We start from the raw sequence: 17,900 nt of genomic DNA, 5'->3' as shown, positions 1-17,900 counted from the left end.
TGAAAAATCGAACAGGGACGACACCTCATGATGGCATCACCGTGAACAGAACATCCCAAATCGTGGACACCGCCGGTATCGGCGGGGCTTTCCATATCGAAAACATCTATCCGATCATCGACGCTGGCCGCTTCCCGGTCAAACGCATCGTGGGCGAACCTGTCGCTGTCTATGCCGACCTGTACCGCGATGGTCACGAGATCATCGCCGCTGCCATTGTCTGGCGCCGTGAACAGGACCGCGAGTGGAATCGGGTCCCGATGACGCTGGAAGTGAACGACCGCTGGGGCGGCTCATTCATCCCCGATGGCATCGGACGCTATGTCTATGCGATCGAGGCCTGGACCGACGAATTCGCGACCTGGCGCCACGGCTTCGAGCTGAAGCTGAAGGCCGGACAGGACGTCACGCTGGATGCGCTGGAAGGCGCCGGCCTGATGACCAAGGCGCAGAATGGCGGGCCCGAGGCTTCGGCGCTCATCGTCAAGCAATGCGAGAATTTCCTGCAGACCGGCGACAACGAGCCGCTGCTGTCACCCGAGCTGCGCACCGCCATGGCCGAAGCGCAGTTGCGGCCTGACCTGACGCGCTCGCCGCTGCTGCCGCTGATGATCGACCGTGAGCGTGCCCGCAACGGTGCGTGGTACGAGATGGTGCCGCGCAGCCAGAGCACAGTGCCCGGCCAGCATGGCACGTTCCGCGACTGTATTGCCCGCCTGCCCGACGTGCAGGCCATGGGCTTCGACGTGCTGTATTTCACGCCGATCCACCCCATCGGCAAGACCAACCGCAAGGGCAAGAACAATTCACTGACCTCCGAGCCCGGCGATGTCGGCAGCCCCTATGCCATTGGCGGCGCCGAGGGCGGCCATGATGCATTGCATCCGCAGCTCGGCACCATGGAGGATTTCCATGCGCTGATCGCTGCGTGCAAAGAGCATGGTCTGGAAGTGGCGATCGACGTCGCCGTGCAGTGCTCGCCGGATCATCCGTGGGTCAAGGACCATCCGGACTGGTTCAAGCGCCGGCCGGACGGTTCGATGAAATATGCGGAGAATCCGCCAAAAAAATACGAAGACATCCACAATCCCGACTTCGACTGCGAGGACGCGGGATCGCTGTGGAACGCGCTCCGCGACATGCTGCTGTTCTGGTGCGACCAGGGCGTCAAGATCTTCCGCATCGACAATCCGCACACCAAGCCGTTGCGGTTCTGGGAATGGGCGATCCATGAGGTGCAGATCAGGCATCCGGACGCGCTGTTTCTGGCGGAGGCCTTCACGCGCCCGAAGCTGATGAAGGGCCTTGCCAAGCTCGGCTTCTCGCAGAGCTACACCTATTTCACCTGGCGCACCGCGAAGTGGGAGATCGAGCAATATCTCAACGAACTATGCGGCTATCCCGAGCGTGAATTCTATCGCCCGAACTTCTTCGTCAACACGCCGGACATCCTGCCCTATCACCTGCAATCCGGCGAAGCCTGGATGTTCAAGGCGCGGGTGGCGCTGGCGGCCGCGCTGTCGTCGACCTATGGCATCTATAACGGTTTCGAATTGCTCGAACACGAGGCGATTCCCGGCAAGGAGGAATATCTGAACTCGGAGAAATACGAGATCAGGACCCGCGACTGGAATGCGCCGGGGAATATCAAGCCCTACATCACCGCGCTGAACCACGCGCGCCGCGCCAACCCGGCGCTGCAGCAGACATCGAACCTGCGCTTCATGCCGGTGGAGAACGACAACATCATCGGCTTCGTGAAGGAGTCGGTGGATGGCACCAATACGGTCGCCGGCGCCATCGCCCTGTCACGCGACGCTTACGAATTCTGGCTGCCGATCGACACGCAAGTCACGGTCGATGGCGAGAAGCGCAACGTCGCCGCCGTCGAGAACATCATTACCGGCGAGCGCCATGGCGTCGAATGGGGCGGCATCCGCCTGCGTCTCGATCCCCAGCGCGATCCCGCCATCTTCTTCCGTTGCCTCGCCTGAAAGCGTTGACATGAACGTAATGACCGATATCGACGTTAAAGCGAAACAGCGCGCCGAGGAGATCGACAAGCTCTGGTACAAGGACGCCATCATCTATCAGCTGCATGTGAAGACATTCGCTGACAGCAACCATGACGGCATCGGCGACTTTATCGGCCTGACCGAGAAGCTGGATTACCTGCAGGATCTCGGCGTCACCACCATCTGGCTGATGCCGTTCTATCCGTCGCCAGGCCGCGACGACGGCTACGACATCGCCGACTATGGTTCGATCCATCCCGACTTCGGCACGATGAAGGATTTCAAGCGCTTCATCCACGAAGCCAAGCGCCGTGGCCTGCGCGTGATTACCGAACTCGTCATCAATCACACGTCGGACCAGCATGACTGGTTCAAGCGCGCCCGCCGCAGCCCGGCCGGCTCCAGTGCGCGCAACTGGTATGTCTGGAGCGACACCGACCAGAAATATCAGAGCACCCGGATCATCTTCACCGATACCGAAAAGTCGAACTGGACCTGGGACCCGGAGGCCAAGGCCTATTACTGGCACCGCTTCTTCTCACATCAGCCGGATTTGAATTTCGACAATCCGCGCGTCGTCTCTGCCGTGGTGCAGGTGATGAAACGCTGGCTGGATGCCGGCGTCGATGGCTTCCGTCTGGACGCGATCCCCTATCTTGTCGAGCGCGACGGTACCAATAACGAGAACCTGCCGGAAACGCACAAGGTCATCAAACATCTGCGTGCCGAGCTCGATGCCTATGCGCCGGGCAAACTGTTGCTGGCCGAGGCCAATCAGTGGCCCGAAGACGTGCAGGAATATTTTGGCAACAGTGATGAATGCCACATGGCCTATCACTTCCCGCTGATGCCACGCATCTATATGGCACTGGCGCAGGAAGACCGATTCCCGATCACCGATATCATGCGGCAGACACCGGACATTCCCGGCGACTGCCAGTGGGCGATGTTCCTGCGCAATCACGACGAGCTGACGCTGGAAATGGTCACCGACGTCGAGCGCGACTATCTGTGGTCCACCTATGCGAACGATCCGCGCGCGCGCATCAATGTCGGTATTCGCCGTCGCCTGGCGCCTTTGATGGACAACGATCGGCGCAAGATCGAGCTGCTGGACTCGTTGTTGCTGTCGTTCCCCGGCACGCCGATCATTTATTACGGCGACGAGATCGGCATGGGCGACAATATCTATCTCGGCGACCGCAACGGCGTGCGCACGCCGATGCAGTGGGCACCGGACCGCAATGGCGGCTTCTCGCGCGCAGATCCTGCGCGGCTCTATGCACCGCCGATCATGGATCCAATCTACGGTTATGAGTCGGTGAACGTGGAGGCGCAGTCGCGCAGCCTATCGTCACTGCTGTCGGCGACCAAACGGCTCATTGCTGTCAGGAAATCGACGCTCGCTTTCGGTCGCGGCACCATGACCTTCATCCGCCCCGACAACCGCTCCGTTCTCGCTTATGTGCGCCAACTCGGCGACGAAGCGATCCTCTGCGTCGCCAACCTGTCGCGCGCCGCGCAGGCCACCGAACTCGATCTGTCGCCGTGGAAGGAACGCGTGCCGCTGGAAATGCTCGGCCGCACCAAATTTCCGCCGATCGGCGATCTGCCTTACATGATCACGCTGGCGCCTTACGGCTTCTACTGGTTCCAGCTGCAGCTCCGCGATGTCTCCGAACATTCGCAGCCGCCGGTGGTGCCGGAATTCGAAACGCTGGTGGTGCCGCTCGGCTCGACCTGGATGACTCTCGCCCGTACGCGCGGTGTGTTCGAGCGCGACGTGCTGCCCTCCTTCCTGGCGCGCAGCCGCTGGTATCCGGAGCGACAGCCAAAGGCGATCCAGCCCGTGCTGACCGGCGCGATCCCGTTCTGCGAGATCGGCGACAACCGTCCATGGCTGGTGTTCTTCGAAACCACGCAGCGCAATGTGGCGACGCGCTATCTACTGCCCATGCAGATCGAGTGGACCCGCTTCGACCGCGAACGCTACAATCCGAAAGCCTTTGCCGCTGTCCGCCAGGGCGCACGCGAAGGCACCTTGCTCGATGTCGCCACCGACCACATCTTCATTGCGCTGCTGTTGCACAATTTGCGCATTTCACTGACCGTCGAAGAAGAGGGCAACCGTCTGGAATTCCGGCCAACGACCAAGCTCGCCGAAAAGCCGGCTGCGCCGCTGGAGAACATCCGTGCGGTCGAAACCGAACAGTCCAACAGCACTGCATTGGTCGACAACGACTATGTCGTGAAGATCTATCGCAAGCTGCAGGCCGGCATCAATCCGGAGATCGAGGTCAGCCGTTTCCTGACGGATATCGCCGGTTTCACCAATACGCCGGCTTTGCTAGGCAGTGTCGAGCTGGTCGAGGGTGATCAGCGCACCGCCGTCGCCATCGTGCATGCCTTCGTGCAGAATCAGGGTGATGCCTGGACGGTGACATCGGCCTATCTCGACCGTTTCGCCGATGAGCAGCGTCTGCTGGCGGTGGATGACCACGCCCCGCACAGTGAAGAACAGGTACCGTATCTGCTCTATATGTCGCAGACCGGCCGCCGCGTCGCCGAGATGCAGATGGCGCTGGCCAGCCGCGACGACATCCCGGATTTCAAGCCGGAGCCGACGTCGCCTGACGATATCAGGCTCTGGATCAATGAAATTGTCACGCGTGCGGAGCCGGTATTCAGTGCGCTTGCCCAACGTCGCAATTCTGCAAAGGATTCGGATCGCGCGCTGATCGATCAGGTGCTGGAACTGCGCCACGGCTTGCGGGGGTGGCTGACCGAGCTGCTGCCGGAGAATATCGACGGACTGAAGATCCGCCATCACGGAGATTTCCATCTCGGCCAGATGCTGATCGTCAAGGATGATATCTTCATCATCGACTTCGAGGGTGAACCGCGTAGGTCGATCGATGAGCGCCGCCGCAAGGCGCCCGCTGCGCGCGATATCGCCGGGCTCATTCGCTCGATCGATTATTCGGCAACGGCAGCGCTGGAACGCGCGCTCAAGGTCACTTCGGACGACACCGGCAAGCTGGCTGCGGCACTGGACGCCTGGCGGGAACGTGCCACCACGGCTTTCGTTGACGCCTATCGCGAGACCATGACTGATGCGCGGCTGTGGCCGGCAGACGCGGGGGCCACCAAGGAAATGCTGAACTTCTTCCTTCTGGAGAAGGCGCTTTATGAAATCGAATACGAACTCGCGCATCGGCCAGATTGGCTGCGGGTGCCACTGACTGGCATCCTGCGCATTCTGAACCAGTATTCTGAGGAAGCCGTATGACCAATTTGCCCGCCGAGGCTTACGCAATCGTCGAAGGCCGCCACTCCGATCCATTTCACTATCTCGGCCCCCACAAGGAAGCCGACAAGACGGTCGTGCGTGCTTTCCTGCCCGAAGCCGTGAAGGTCGATGCCATCGACGATCACGGTGCGACGACCGCATTGGAACGCGTCCATGACGCCGGCCTGTTTGTCGGCGCGCTGGCTAATGGCTCGACCAAGTATCAACTGCGGGCGCGCTATGGCGACAGATCCGTCGATCTCGACGACCCTTATCGCTTTCCGCCGATCCTGACTGAATTCGATCTCTATCTGCTCGGCGAAGGTACCCATCAGCGGCTCTATGACAAGCTCGGCGCCCATCCGATGGTGCTTGAAGGCGTCAGCGGCGTCGGATTTGTGGTGCTCGCGCCCAATGCGAAGCGTGTCAGCGTTGTCGGTGATTTCAATTTCTGGGATGCGCGGCGTCATCCCATGCGCGTGCGCGGTGCGGGCTACTGGGAGCTGTTCGTTCCCGGAGCCACGCCCCGCGATCACTACAAGTTCGACATCATTGGCCCGCATGGCCAGTTGACGCAAAAATCCGACCCGATGGCCTTCGCCGCCGAACTGCGGCCCTCCACGGCGTCCATCGTGCTCGACGAAACCAGGATCCCGCATCCGCGCCCTGCCCCGGATCACATCAATGCGCTGAACAAGCCGATGTCGATCTACGAGGTGCATCTGGGCTCCTGGCGTCGCAAGGGCGACAATGAGTGGCTGACCTATCGCGACCTCGCGGAGACGCTGCCGCGCTATGCCCGCGATCTTGGTTTTACCCATGTGGAATTCCTGCCGGTCAACGAGCATCCGTTTGACGGCTCCTGGGGCTATCAGCCGACCGGCATGTATGCGCCGACCAGCCGCTTCGGTACGCCGGCAGAATTCGCACTGCTGATCGACGCCTGTCATGCCGAGGGGCTCGGCGTGCTGCTCGACTGGGTGCCCGGGCACTTCCCGGATGATCCGCATGGCCTCGGCAATTTCGACGGCACGGCCCTTTATGAACATGCCAACCCGCTGCAGGGCCGGCACATGGACTGGGGCACGCTGATCTACAATTACGGCCGCACCGAAGTCGTAAACTTCCTCGTATCCAACGCGCTGTTCTGGCTTGAGCGTTACAATGTGGATGGGCTGCGCGTCGATGCCGTCGCCTCGATGCTGTATCTCGATTACAGCCGGGAAGCCGGCGCCTGGATACCGAACAAATATGGTGGCCGCGAGAATATCGAGGCCGTCAGCTTCCTGCGCCGCTTCAACACCGAGGTCTTCGCCAAATTTCCGAATGCGACCACGGCGGCGGAGGAATCCACTGCTTGGCCGCAGGTCTCACGCCCCGTCGAATTCGGCGGGCTCGGATTCGGCTACAAGTGGAACATGGGCTGGATGCATGACACGCTGAATTACATCAGCAAGGATCCGATCTATCGCAAGTACCAGCACAACGACATTCTGTTCGGGCTGCAATACGCCTTCTCGGAAAATTTCGTGCTGCCGCTATCGCATGACGAAGTCGTGCACGGCAAGCGGTCCATCCTGGGCCGCATGCCGGGCGACGACTGGCAGCGGTTCGCCAATCTGCGCGCGTATTATTCCTTCATGTTCGGCCATCCCGGCAAGAAGCTGATGTTCATGGGCTGCGAATTCGCCCAGGAGCGCGAATGGAATCACGACACGTCGCTGGACTGGCACCTGCTGGAGCAGGACAAGCATGCCGGCATCCATTCGCTGATCCGCGATCTCAACGAGCTGTATCGCAACCAGCCGGCACTGCATGAACTCGATTGCGATCCCGCCGGCTTCGAATGGATAATCACTGATGATGCCGGCAACAACGTCTTCGCTTGGCTGCGCAAGGGCGGCAATCCGCGCGCGCAATGCCTCGTGGTCGTGAACTTCTCGCCCAACGTCTATCACGATTACCGCGTCCGCGTGCCGTTCACCGGCGCCTGGCGCGAGGTGTTGAATTCCGACGCCGCGCATTATGGCGGCAGCAATGTCGGCAATTCGGGCGAAGTCATTGCCAAGGGGCTTGTCCCCGAACTCAATCTGACCCTTCCACCGCTGGCCGCACTCTTTCTCGTACCGGAATTCTAGAGCATGAGACTATCCGCCGGCATGCCCTCCCGCCTCGGCGCAAGCTGGGACGGACGGGGGACCAACTTTGCCTTGTTCTCTGCGAACGCCACCAGGGTCGAACTGTGTCTGTTCGACAGCCAGGGGCGGCGCGAGCTCGAGCGCATCGAATTGCCGGAATATAACGAGCACGTCTTTCACGGCTATCTCAACGATGTCTCGCCGGGCCAGCTCTATGGCTATCGCGTGCACGGGCCTTATGAACCGGAGCATGGACATCGCTTCAATGCGCACAAGCTGCTGCTCGACCCCTATGCCAAGAAGCTGGCCGGGCGCCTGGTCTGGAGCGATGCACATTTCGGCTATCGCACCGGCTCGTCGCGCGAGGACCTGTCCTTCGATCGCCGCGACAATGCGCGCGGCATGCCGAAGGCCGTGGTGGTCGACGAGACCTTCAACTGGGGGCGCAAGGAAGCGCGCCCGAGCGTGCCGTGGGAAGATACGATCATCTATGAGGCCCATGTGAAGGGCCTGACGCAGACCCGCAAGGACGTGCCGCCAGGACTGCGCGGCACCTATCGCGGACTGTCGTCGCCGTCGATGATCGAGCATCTCAAACGGCTTGGCGTCACCACCATCGAGCTGCTGCCGGTGCACAGCTTTGTCGATGACCGCCGGCTGGTGGAAATGAAGCTGGTGAATTACTGGGGTTATAACACCCTCTCCTTCTTCGCACCGGAAGCGCGCTACGGCGCCGACAATCCGCTCGATGCGTTCCGCACAACGGTGGCGCGGCTGCATGACGCGGGCATCGAGGTGATACTCGATGTGGTCTATAACCACACCGCCGAAGGCAATCATCTCGGCCCGACACTGAGCTACCGCGGCATCGACAACGCCTCCTATTACTGGCTGATGCCGGACAATCCACGATTCTATGACGACTTCACGGGCTGTGGCAGCTCGATGAACCTTACGCATCCGCGCGTGTTGCAGATGGTGATGGATTCATTGCGCTACTGGGTCGAGGTGTGTCACGTGGATGGCTTTCGTTTCGACCTTGCAACCACGCTGGCGCGCGGGCCGAATGGCTTCGATCGCAATAGCGGTTTCCTCACCGCCATCCGGCAGGACCCTGTCCTCGCAAACGTCAAAATGGTCGCCGAGCCTTGGGATCTCGGCATGGGCGGCTACCAGGTCGGCGCGTTTCCATCGCAGTGGTCGGAATGGAACGACAAATATCGCAGCGCCATGCGCCGCTACTGGAGCGGCGAAGGCTCGCTGATCGGCGAAGTCTCCAGCCGCATGACCGGTTCGTCCGACGTGTTCAATCATGACGGCCGCAAGCAGCGCGCCGGGATCAACCATGTCACCGTGCATGACGGTTTCCCGCTGGCCGACCTCTTTGCCTATAACGAGAAGCACAACGAAGCCAATGGCGAGGACAATCGCGACGGCTCCTCGGATAACCTCAGCAACAATTTCGGCGTCGAGGGCCCGACCGACGATCCCGAGCTGCTGGCGCTCCGCAGGCAACTCCGCAAGAACCAGCTCGCCTGTCTGTTCCTCGCGCAGGGCGTGCCGCTGCTGCTGGCCGGCGACGAGGTCGGCAACACGCAGGGCGGCAACAACAACGCCTATTGCCAGGACAACGAGATCGGCTGGGTCGGCTGGGACAATCTCGGCGACAAGGACGACGATCTCACCGACTTCATCGGCCATATGGCGCAGCTGCGACAGCGCTTTCCGCAGATCACCACGCAACGCTGGCTCGACGGCCGCCGCGCCGATGGCAGCTATGGCGTGCTATGGCTGACGCCCTCGGCCGACGAGATGACCGAGACGGACTGGGCGTTTCCCGACGGGCGCTTTCTCTCCTATGTGCTTAGCGCTTCCGGCGACAACACCAACCCGATTTTCATCGTGCTGAATGCGGCGCCTGAGGGCATCCCGTTCAAGCTGCCGAAGATGCTGGAATACAAGAACTGGAGGCAGGTGCTGAACACCGCCGACGAAAAGCTCTCCATCGCTATCCTCCCCCCCGGTAGCGACATCGATGCGCCACCGCGCTCGGTGCTTGCCTTTGCGGGGACGCCAGCATGAGCGCGCATTCGTTCGGACCACGGCTCACGGAGAAAGGCGCGATCTTCCGTCTCTGGGCGCCGGCGGCGCAACGCGTCGACGTGGTACTTGGCGATCAATCCTATCCCTTGAAGCCCGGCGATGACGGCTGGTTCGCCGCCGAGATTTCCGGCGTGAAAGCCGGCGCCACCTATCGCTTCAGGATCGACGACAAGACCGACGTGCCCGACCCCGGCTCACGCTTTCAGCCGAACGATATCGCCGGCCCTTCCGAAGTGATCAACCACAAGGCCTATCCGTGGCGCGCGACCGACTGGCGCGGGCGGCCGTGGGAAGAGACCGTGCTGATTGAAACCCATGTCGGTACCTTTACGCCGCAGGGCACCTATCGCGCGATGATCGACAAGCTCGATCACCTTGTGGCGACGGGGATCACCGCGCTCGAATTGATGCCGTTGGCCGATTTCGCCGGCAAGCGCAACTGGGGTTATGACGGTGTGCTGTGGTATGCGCCGGACGCGATGTTCGGCCGCCCGGACGATCTGAAGGCGCTGATCGACGAGGCGCATCTGCGTGGGCTGACAGTGTTTCTGGACGTCGTCTATAACCACTTCGGCCCGGAAGGGAATTACATCGGGCAATATGCGCCGTCCTTCTTCGGCGATGCGCATACGCCGTGGGGCTCGGCGATCAACTATCACCTGCCGGAAGTGCGGGCCTACGCGATCGAGAATGCCGTGGCGTGGCTGCGCGACTATCGCTTCGATGGGCTCAGGCTCGATGCCGTGCATGCGATCCCCGAACAGGGCGAGATCCCGATGCTGCACGAGCTGAGCCGCGAGGTCGGCAAGCTAGCCGCCGACACCGGCCGACTGATCCATCTGGTGCTCGAGAACGACGACAACCGCGCCACTCTGCTCGATCCCGCCACCAACCCGCCGCGCGGCAAATATCGCGCGCAGTGGAACGACGACTATCACCATGCCTGGCACGTGCTGCTCACCGGCGAGGACAAGGGCTATTACAGCGACTACGCACCGAAGCCGCTCGATCATATCGTACGGGCGCTGGGCTCGGGCTTCGCCTATCAGGGCCAGTCGTCGGCGCATCGCGACGGCGCACCGCGCGGCGAACCATCAGGCGAACTCGCACCGGCCGCCTTCGTGAATTTCCTGCAGAACCACGACCAGATCGGTAATCGTGCGCTTGGCGATCGGCTGGAGACCTTGGCCAAGCCCGAGGCCATCGAAGCTGCACTGGCCATTACATTGCTGGCGCCGATGGTGCCGATGCTGTTTCAGGGCGAGGAATGGGGCTCGAAGGTGCCATTCCCGTTTTTCTGCGATTTCGAAGGCGATCTCGCCAATGCCGTACGCAATGGCCGCAAGAAGGAATTCGCCAGCGCCTACGAAAAGTATGGCGACGAGATTCCCGATCCGTTGGACGAGAGCTCGTTCCGCTCGGCCTTCGTCGATTGGGACAATCGCGAAACGACCACGGGCAAGACGCGGCTGACGCTGGTTCGCGAGCTGCTCGCATTGCGCAATCAGCACATCGTGCCGCGCCTTGCTGGCGCACGGTTCGGCCAGGCTGAGGCGAGCGACGACGGTTTGCTCACGGCCTTCTGGACAATGGGTGACGGCAGCAGGCTGCATCTCACGGCCAATCTTTCCGACAAGACCGTCAACGCGGCATCGCCGAGCACAGGTACAACAATTTGGGGCAACACTACCACCGGCGTGGGGACGCCGTGGTCCGTCGTTTGGCGGATCGGAGATAGATAATGGCTCCTGCGATTCCCGTCGCGACCTACCGTATTCAACTCACCAAGGATTTCGATTTCGATGCCACCGCGGGCATCGTCCCCTATCTGAAGGCGCTTGGCATCACCCATCTCTATGCCTCACCCTTCATGAAATCGCGCGCCGGCTCGACCCATGGCTATGACATTGTCGATCACACCAAGCTCAATCCAGAACTGGGCGGCGACGAAGGTTTCGAGCGCCTGAGTGCCGCGCTGAAGGCCAACGATATCGGCCTGATCCTCGACTTTGTGCCCAATCATGTGGGCGTGCATTTCGCAGACAATCCGTGGTGGCTCGACGTGCTGGAATGGGGACAGGCCTCGCCGCACGCCGTCTCCTTCGACATCGACTGGGACACCCTGCCCTATCGCGCACGCGGCGGCCTGCTGCTACCGATCATCGGTAGCTCTTATGGCCAGGCACTGGACAACGGCGAGATCGAGCTGAAATACGACGCCGAGGAAGGCAGCTTCTCGGCCTGGTATTTCGAGCATAGGCTGCCGATCGCGCCGGAGCGCTACAGCGAGATGCTGCGCACCATCGTCAAGGAAGCCGACGCCGGCAACACGCCAGCCGGCCGCGCAATCCTGACACTGGCGGCCAAGCACAAGGGCCTCCGCCATCCCAACCGGCGGGAAGCGCCGGCTTTCAAGCAGCAGCTGGCGTCGATCGACGGCGCTGCCGAGGTTATCACGCGCGGCCTCGACGCCTATCGCGCCGGGCTGGATCGGCCCGCCCAGATTCAGGCCATGCACATGCTGCTGGAGCGCCAGCACTATAAGCTCGGTCAGTGGCGCCTGGCATCGAGCGAGATCAATTACCGCCGCTTCTTCGACGTCAATACGCTGGCTGGTCTACGTATCGAGGACGCCGATACGTTCGAGGCGATCCATTCGCTCGTCAAACGGCTGATTACCGAAGACAAGCTGCAGGGGTTGCGGCTGGACCACATCGACGGCCTTCACGATCCCTCGCAATATTTCCAACGGCTGCGCCGGCTGATCCGCGAGGCGCATGGCAACAGCACCAAACCGTTCTATGTCGTGGTCGAGAAGATTCTCGGCGAGCACGAGAAGCTGGTGCCCTTCGCCGGCGTGCATGGCACCACCGGCTATGAATGGCTCAATGTGATCACGCAGGTACTGGTCGAAGAAAAAGGCCTGGAACCACTGGGCGAAACCTGGCGTCAGGTGAGCAACGTCTCGCCGAAATTCGAACCGCAACTGGTGGAAGCCAAGCGCCGCGTGCTCGATACGCTGCTGCTCAGCGAATTCACCGTGCTGACGCGTCTGCTGGCACGGATCGCCAACGGGCATTATTCGACGCGCGACTTCTCCGCCGACACGCTGCGTCAGGCTTTCGAACTTTACGTGCTGCATTTCCCGGTCTATCGCACCTATCTCTCCACCGCCGGTCCATCTGCCCTCGACCGGCAACTGATCGCCACGACCATCGAGAAAGCTCGCGCCGACTGGTTCGGCGCCGATGAAGGCTTGTTCGACTTCTTGCGCGACGCTCTGACGCTGGACCTGCTGAAGCCTGGCCGCCCCGCACATAGCAAGCCGCGGGTGCGACGCTTTGCATTGAAGGTGCAGCAGTTCACCGGGCCGACGATGGCGAAGTCGCTCGAAGACACCGCCTTCTATCGCTATCATCGCCTGCTGGCGTTCAACGAAGTTGGCGGCGAGCCAGCAGCGGAAGCGATACCTGTCGCTACGTTCCACGAGATAATGATCACACGCGCGCTCGAGCGGCCGCATGGCATGACTTCGACCGCCACCCACGATACCAAGCGCGGCGAGGATGCCCGCGCGCGTTTGCTGGCGCTGGCCGAAATGCCCGGTGAATGGGCCAGTGCTGTCAGCCGCTGGAAGTTGCTGAACGCGCCGCATCTGGTTGTTGACGGCGAGATGCGCGCGCCCTCCGCAGCGTTCGAGTATATGTTTTATCAGGCGCTTATCGGCGCCTGGCCGCTCGGCGGGCAGGACAATTCCTTCCTCGAGCGGATGCAGGCCTATGCGCTGAAGGCGGCGCGCGAGGGCAAGCAGGAAACGAGCTGGCTCAACCCCAACGACACCTATGAGAAGGGTCTGCGCACGTTTCTGGAGCGCATTCTCGACCCGGCCCAGTCGCTGGAATTTCTTGCAGCGCTTGAGACCTTTGCCAAACGCACATCGCTGATCGGCGCGTTGAATTCACTCAGCCAGATCACGCTGAAAGCGACCATTCCCGGCATGCCGGACTTCTATCAGGGCACCGAATTCTGGGATTTCTCGCTGGTCGATCCCGATAACCGCCGCCCGGTGGATTTCGCCGAACGCGCGAAAGTGCTGAAGGCACTGCAGCAGCCGGATTGGGCAGCGCTGGCGCAACACTGGGATGATGGCCACATCAAACTCGCCTGGACGCGCGAGCTGTTGAAACACCGCACCGAGATGGCAGCCGTCTTCACCGATGGCGATTACGAACCACTTGAAGTGACCGGACCTCATGCCGCGCACATCATCGCCTTTGCGCGGCGGCATCAGCGCGACGCGGCGATCGTCGTGATCCCACGCGCCTTTTTCGAAGCGACGCAAGGCGGGCGGCATTGGCCGGAGGCGACGGCCTTCGACGCGACAGTGATCGCGCCCGGCTATCTCGTTGAAGGTTTTGCGCAGAAGAACGGCGCGATCCAGCTCTCCGTTGCCAAACTCTTCAAGCAGCTTCCGATGGCGATCGTGAAGGCACATGCCGCGCCGAAACGCATTCGTTCGACGCGTTTGCGATAGCATACGACAAGGCCGCCCGGGATCAACGGCCGGACGGCCTGGCGGATGTCGTGCCGACTCGAGAAAGGTCGGTTCCCTTCCTCCGCGTGCTCAAAGCTTTTCATCAAATTGTTTGCGAGTGGTTTACGATCAAACTCGCGTGCGCCGCACTATCGCACGACATTTTTATGCTGCACAGCAGCAGGCATTAAAGATGCGTGAGATTTTCTGCACGTCGCAATCGCCGGTTCAACCCTTTTTCGTGAGCAGCAGATTTCCGCGCGACTTAATCGCTGCCTGCGCCACTTCCGCGAAGCGCTGCAGCAACCAGGGCAGCACAACTTCGACGGTGACATGATCCTCGGCCACATCGACATGACCGGACGCTGCCTGCCCCATGGCATGGACGCGGAAGATCATGCGATCGCCGTCCCAGCGCTCCTCGTCAACTTTCAACATCGGTACATTAGTTGCTGCGCGTGTCAGTCCTGTCTTGAGCCGGCGCGCAGCTTCCTCGCGGCCGAGGCTGTGAGGGATAGAGACAACGAGCGGTGCAGACATCAAGGGATCCTTTGTTAGTTCATATGGATGTAAGCGCGAATTCGTCCAGCGGTAGTCGCAATGAAGGTTTCAACCCTGGAACCTTGCGGGCGCCTGCGCGTTTTTACCGCATGAAGGCAGCCGGCTCGTCCGTCTGCCAGGCTGAGGAGACATTCATGTCCATTGGTACGATTATTCTGATCATCCTGATTATCGCCTTGCTTGGTGGTTTCAGCGGTATCGGCGGCGGTCCGTTCTACGGCACCGGCTATTACGGCGGCGGCGGTCTCGGCCTCATCGTGGTGATCCTGCTGATACTCCTGCTGCTTGGTAAGCTGTAAGAGCGGATATTGATTTCAAGGCGCGCGATCCGGAAGGATCGCGCGCTTTTCCATGCGCGTACGCTCTCACCGTCATCACCCGCGAAAGCGAGTAATGACGGTGAGAGTCATTTCATTTTTCCAATCGCGGCCTTGATCGACGACGCAGCATCCTCGTAACCCGTCCACGCCTTGCTCTTCGCCAGTAGCGCCGGGACGCTGCGCACAGTGAAATTCTTCGGATCCAAATCTTTGCGCAACTGTGGCCATGTCAGTGGCATCGACACCGTGGCACCCTTTCGCGCCCGCGGCGACAACACCGAGACCGCGGTCGACATCCAGTCGTTGCGCAGATAATCGAGGAAAATCTTTCCACCACGCAGCTTCTTCGACATGTTGAGCAGATAGCGCTCAGGGTCGTCACTGGCCATCTGCTGGCATACGGCCTGCGCAAACGTCTTCGCCGTCTTCCAGTCAACCTTGTCCTTCGCGCTGTGCAGCAGCGGTGCCACCACATGCAGGCCCTTGCCGCCCGTCGTCTTGCAGAAACTCTCCATGCCGAGGCTCGAGAGCCGTTCGCGCATCTCGCGTGCCGCATCCATGACGGCAATGAACTCCACATCAGGCGCCGGATCGAGATCGAACACCAGACGCCCCGGTGTATCCGGCGCATCCGGCGCGCAATTCCAGGGATGCAGTTCGAGCCCGCCGATCTGTGCGACGGCCGCGAGACCCTCGACTCGATCGATCTGCAGGTAAGGCTTGCGGTCGCCAGAGACTTTCACGAGTTCGAGCAGGTTCGATGTCCCCGGCATTGCGTGGCGCTGGAAGAACTGCTGCCCGTCGATGCCATCGGGCGCGCGCACGATCGAACATGGGCGCCCCTTGAGATAGTCCATCATCCAGTCGCCGGCGGCTTCGAAATACGCTGCGAGATCGCGTTTGGTAACCGGCTCGCCATCGCCAGCATCCGGCCATAGCTCCTTGTCAGGCTTGGAGATCGATACGCCCATGACAACGGCATTGCCTGCCGCAGCTTTTGCAGGCGGGGCTTTTTTCGTGGAGTTCTTGGCAGTCTTCTTCGCGCCGCGCTTGGGTCTCGGTTCGGCAAGTTCGGTTGTCTTTGGCGTCTCAGCCTCGACCTCATCAGCCGGCTTGTCCTGCCGCAGCCCCTTGAATGACGCCTGACGCACCATGCCGGCGCCGGTGAAGCCTGCGAATTCGATCTCGGCCACCAGTTCGGGCTTGAGCCAGTGCACGTCCCGGCCACCCGGCGGCGTCTCCTTGCCGCCGAACGGGCTCGTCTTCGCCGCTGATTTCTTCAGCGCCGGCATGATGCGCGTGACCTTGTCCTGGCCGAAGCCGGTGCCGACGATGCCGACATAGGCCAGATGATCGCCTCTGTTGACGCCGACCATCAGCGACCGGAACTTGCCGGCATTACTCTTCCATCCGCCGATCACGACCTCATGGCCGGCCCGGCATTTGGCCTTGGTCCAGTTTTGCGAGCGGCCGGACATATAGGGCTCCGACAGCTTCTTGGAGACGATGCCTTCCAGTGACAGTTTGCAGGCCGACTGCAGAATGGCGTCACCACCAGTCTCGAAATGATCGACATAGCGGATCAGGCTTTCCTTGCGACGGCCGCGGGCTTTGTCGAGTAGCGCCTTCAATCGCTCCTTGCGCTCGCCAAGCGGCAGCTTCCGCAGGTCTTCGCCATCCGCAAACAGCAGGTCGAACACGAAGAAGATCAGCGTATCGGTCTCGTCATCCGACAGCGCCGCCTGCAGCGCCGCGAAATTCGGCGCGCCATGAGCGTCAAGGCCGACAATCTCGCCATCGATAATCGCATCCGGCAGGCCGGTGGCCTCTGTCGCGATAGCCTGAAACTTGTCGGTCCAGTCGAGCCCCTTGCGTGTCTTCAGCGTGGTCTCGCCGTCTTCGACGCGGAGCTGCACCCGATAGCCGTCGAACTTAATCTCATGCGCCCAGCCATCCGCAGAGGGCGGCCGATCCACGATGGTGCAAAGCTGAGGCGCGACGAAGCCCGGCATCCTTGCGACCTTGACCGGCTTCGCCGATGGTTTGGCCGCCTTCCTTGTCACGGCATTTTTGCCTGCAGCTTTCTCAGTCCTCGCCCCCCCTACATCAGCCTTCGTCTTGCCGCCCCTATTAGCGCGCGCATCGGCAGCACTGCCATCGCTGGAATCCCAGATAGCATCGGGTTTGATCTTTGCCGTCTTCGCGATCATGAAGGGCTTCGGCGCCTTCCCTTCTCCTGAGGCGATGGCGCTCATGGTCCGGCCGGATGCCACTGACTTGTCATCGTCGAGGATGGTGTTGGCCTTGCCCTCCTTCACGAAGTCGTCGCGATGCTTGATCAGCAACCAGTTGGTCCGCTTGCCGCCATTGCGGTCATGCTTCATGCGCACCAGAACGAAGCCGCCATGCAGCTTCTCGCCGTCCAGCGTGAATTTCAGGTCGCCCTTCTTGAAGCCCTTGTCCGGATCGTCGCTCTCCCAATAGCCACGGTCCCACAGTTGCACGGTGCCGCCGCCGTATTGTCCCCGGGGAATCGTGCCTTCGAAATCGCCATAGTCGAGCGGATGGTCCTCAACCTCGACAGCGAGGCGCTTGTCGGCAGGGTCCATCGATGGCCCGCGCGTGACGGCCCACGACTTGAACACCCCGTCCATCTCCAGCCGCAGATCGTAATGCAGCCGCGTGGCATCGTGTTTCTGGATCACGAAGCGGCGGCGCTTCGCCGGCGCGACCACGATCTGGCCGGAGGGCTCCTTGGTGAGCGCGAAATCGCGTTTCCGGCGGTAGATCTGAAGCTGCTTGTCGGCCACACCGTCCCCCACTCACCGCATTGGGCGCATGATCCGGCCCGGAACCAAAACCGGCAACTGCCGTTGAAGTTCCTGGAAATCCACGCCAGCGCAATACTTTGCGGCCTGCGCGCTTCATTTGTAGATCGAG

9 protein-coding genes are annotated in these 17,900 nt (G+C 61.3%); 7 read left to right on the top strand and 2 right to left on the bottom strand.

Annotation, left to right across the window (positions count from 1 at the left end; translation table 11 throughout):
- Positions 1-41 precede the first annotated feature (41 nt).
- Genes AB7813_RS29105 through treY form a run of 6 tightly spaced genes read left to right on the top strand, consistent with a single transcriptional unit; the run spans position 42 to position 14,079 of the window.
- Complete coding sequence (locus AB7813_RS29105) at positions 42-1,994, top strand: alpha-1,4-glucan--maltose-1-phosphate maltosyltransferase (RefSeq protein ID WP_439063266.1); 1,953 nt, start codon at positions 42-44, stop codon at positions 1,992-1,994.
- A gap of 10 nt (positions 1,995-2,004) precedes the next feature.
- Positions 2,005-5,304: a maltose alpha-D-glucosyltransferase gene (treS, locus tag AB7813_RS29100; RefSeq protein WP_439063265.1), complete on the top strand. Its 3,300-nt coding sequence runs from the start codon at positions 2,005-2,007 to the stop codon at positions 5,302-5,304.
- Positions 5,301-7,442 (top strand): 1,4-alpha-glucan branching protein GlgB, encoded by a 2,142-nt coding sequence (glgB, locus tag AB7813_RS29095; protein WP_439063264.1) that lies wholly within the window; start codon positions 5,301-5,303, stop codon positions 7,440-7,442. Before treS ends, glgB begins: the two co-directional genes overlap by 4 nt.
- Before the next feature lie 3 nt (positions 7,443-7,445).
- Entirely contained in the window at positions 7,446-9,524 is a 2,079-nt protein-coding gene (gene glgX, locus AB7813_RS29090) for a glycogen debranching protein GlgX (RefSeq protein WP_439063263.1), read from the top strand.
- Positions 9,521-11,287, top strand: a complete 1,767-nt coding sequence (gene treZ, locus AB7813_RS29085) for a malto-oligosyltrehalose trehalohydrolase (protein WP_439063262.1) — start codon at positions 9,521-9,523, stop codon at positions 11,285-11,287. Before glgX ends, treZ begins: the two co-directional genes overlap by 4 nt.
- Positions 11,287-14,079 (top strand): malto-oligosyltrehalose synthase, encoded by a 2,793-nt coding sequence (treY, locus tag AB7813_RS29080; RefSeq protein WP_439063261.1) that lies wholly within the window; start codon positions 11,287-11,289, stop codon positions 14,077-14,079. The genes treZ and treY overlap by 1 nt, the downstream gene beginning before the upstream one ends.
- 228 nt (positions 14,080-14,307) lie before the next feature.
- On the opposite strand, the gene AB7813_RS29075 is transcribed toward treY, so the two are convergent.
- Positions 14,308-14,619, bottom strand: coding sequence for a polyhydroxyalkanoic acid system family protein (locus tag AB7813_RS29075; protein ID WP_439063260.1), 312 nt, complete (start codon positions 14,617-14,619; stop codon positions 14,308-14,310).
- 155 nt (positions 14,620-14,774) lie between these two features.
- On the opposite strand from AB7813_RS29075, the gene AB7813_RS29070 reads away from it, so the two are divergent.
- A complete protein-coding gene (locus tag AB7813_RS29070; RefSeq protein WP_081422059.1) occupies positions 14,775-14,939 on the top strand; it encodes a DUF3309 family protein in 165 nt (54 codons plus the stop codon).
- 107 nt (positions 14,940-15,046) lie between these two features.
- Here AB7813_RS29070 and ligD read toward each other — a convergent pair whose 3' ends face one another.
- A complete protein-coding gene (ligD, locus tag AB7813_RS29065; RefSeq protein ID WP_439082819.1) occupies positions 15,047-17,770 on the bottom strand; it encodes a DNA ligase D in 2,724 nt (907 codons plus the stop codon).
- Between the last annotated feature and the right edge of the window lie 130 nt (positions 17,771-17,900).

The organism is Tardiphaga sp. 20_F10_N6_6 (assembly GCF_052076045.1).
Taxonomy (GTDB): domain Bacteria; phylum Pseudomonadota; class Alphaproteobacteria; order Rhizobiales; family Xanthobacteraceae; genus Tardiphaga; species Tardiphaga robiniae.
Note: the sequence above shows the minus strand (reverse complement) of the source record. Positions and strands in the feature narration are given on the sequence as shown.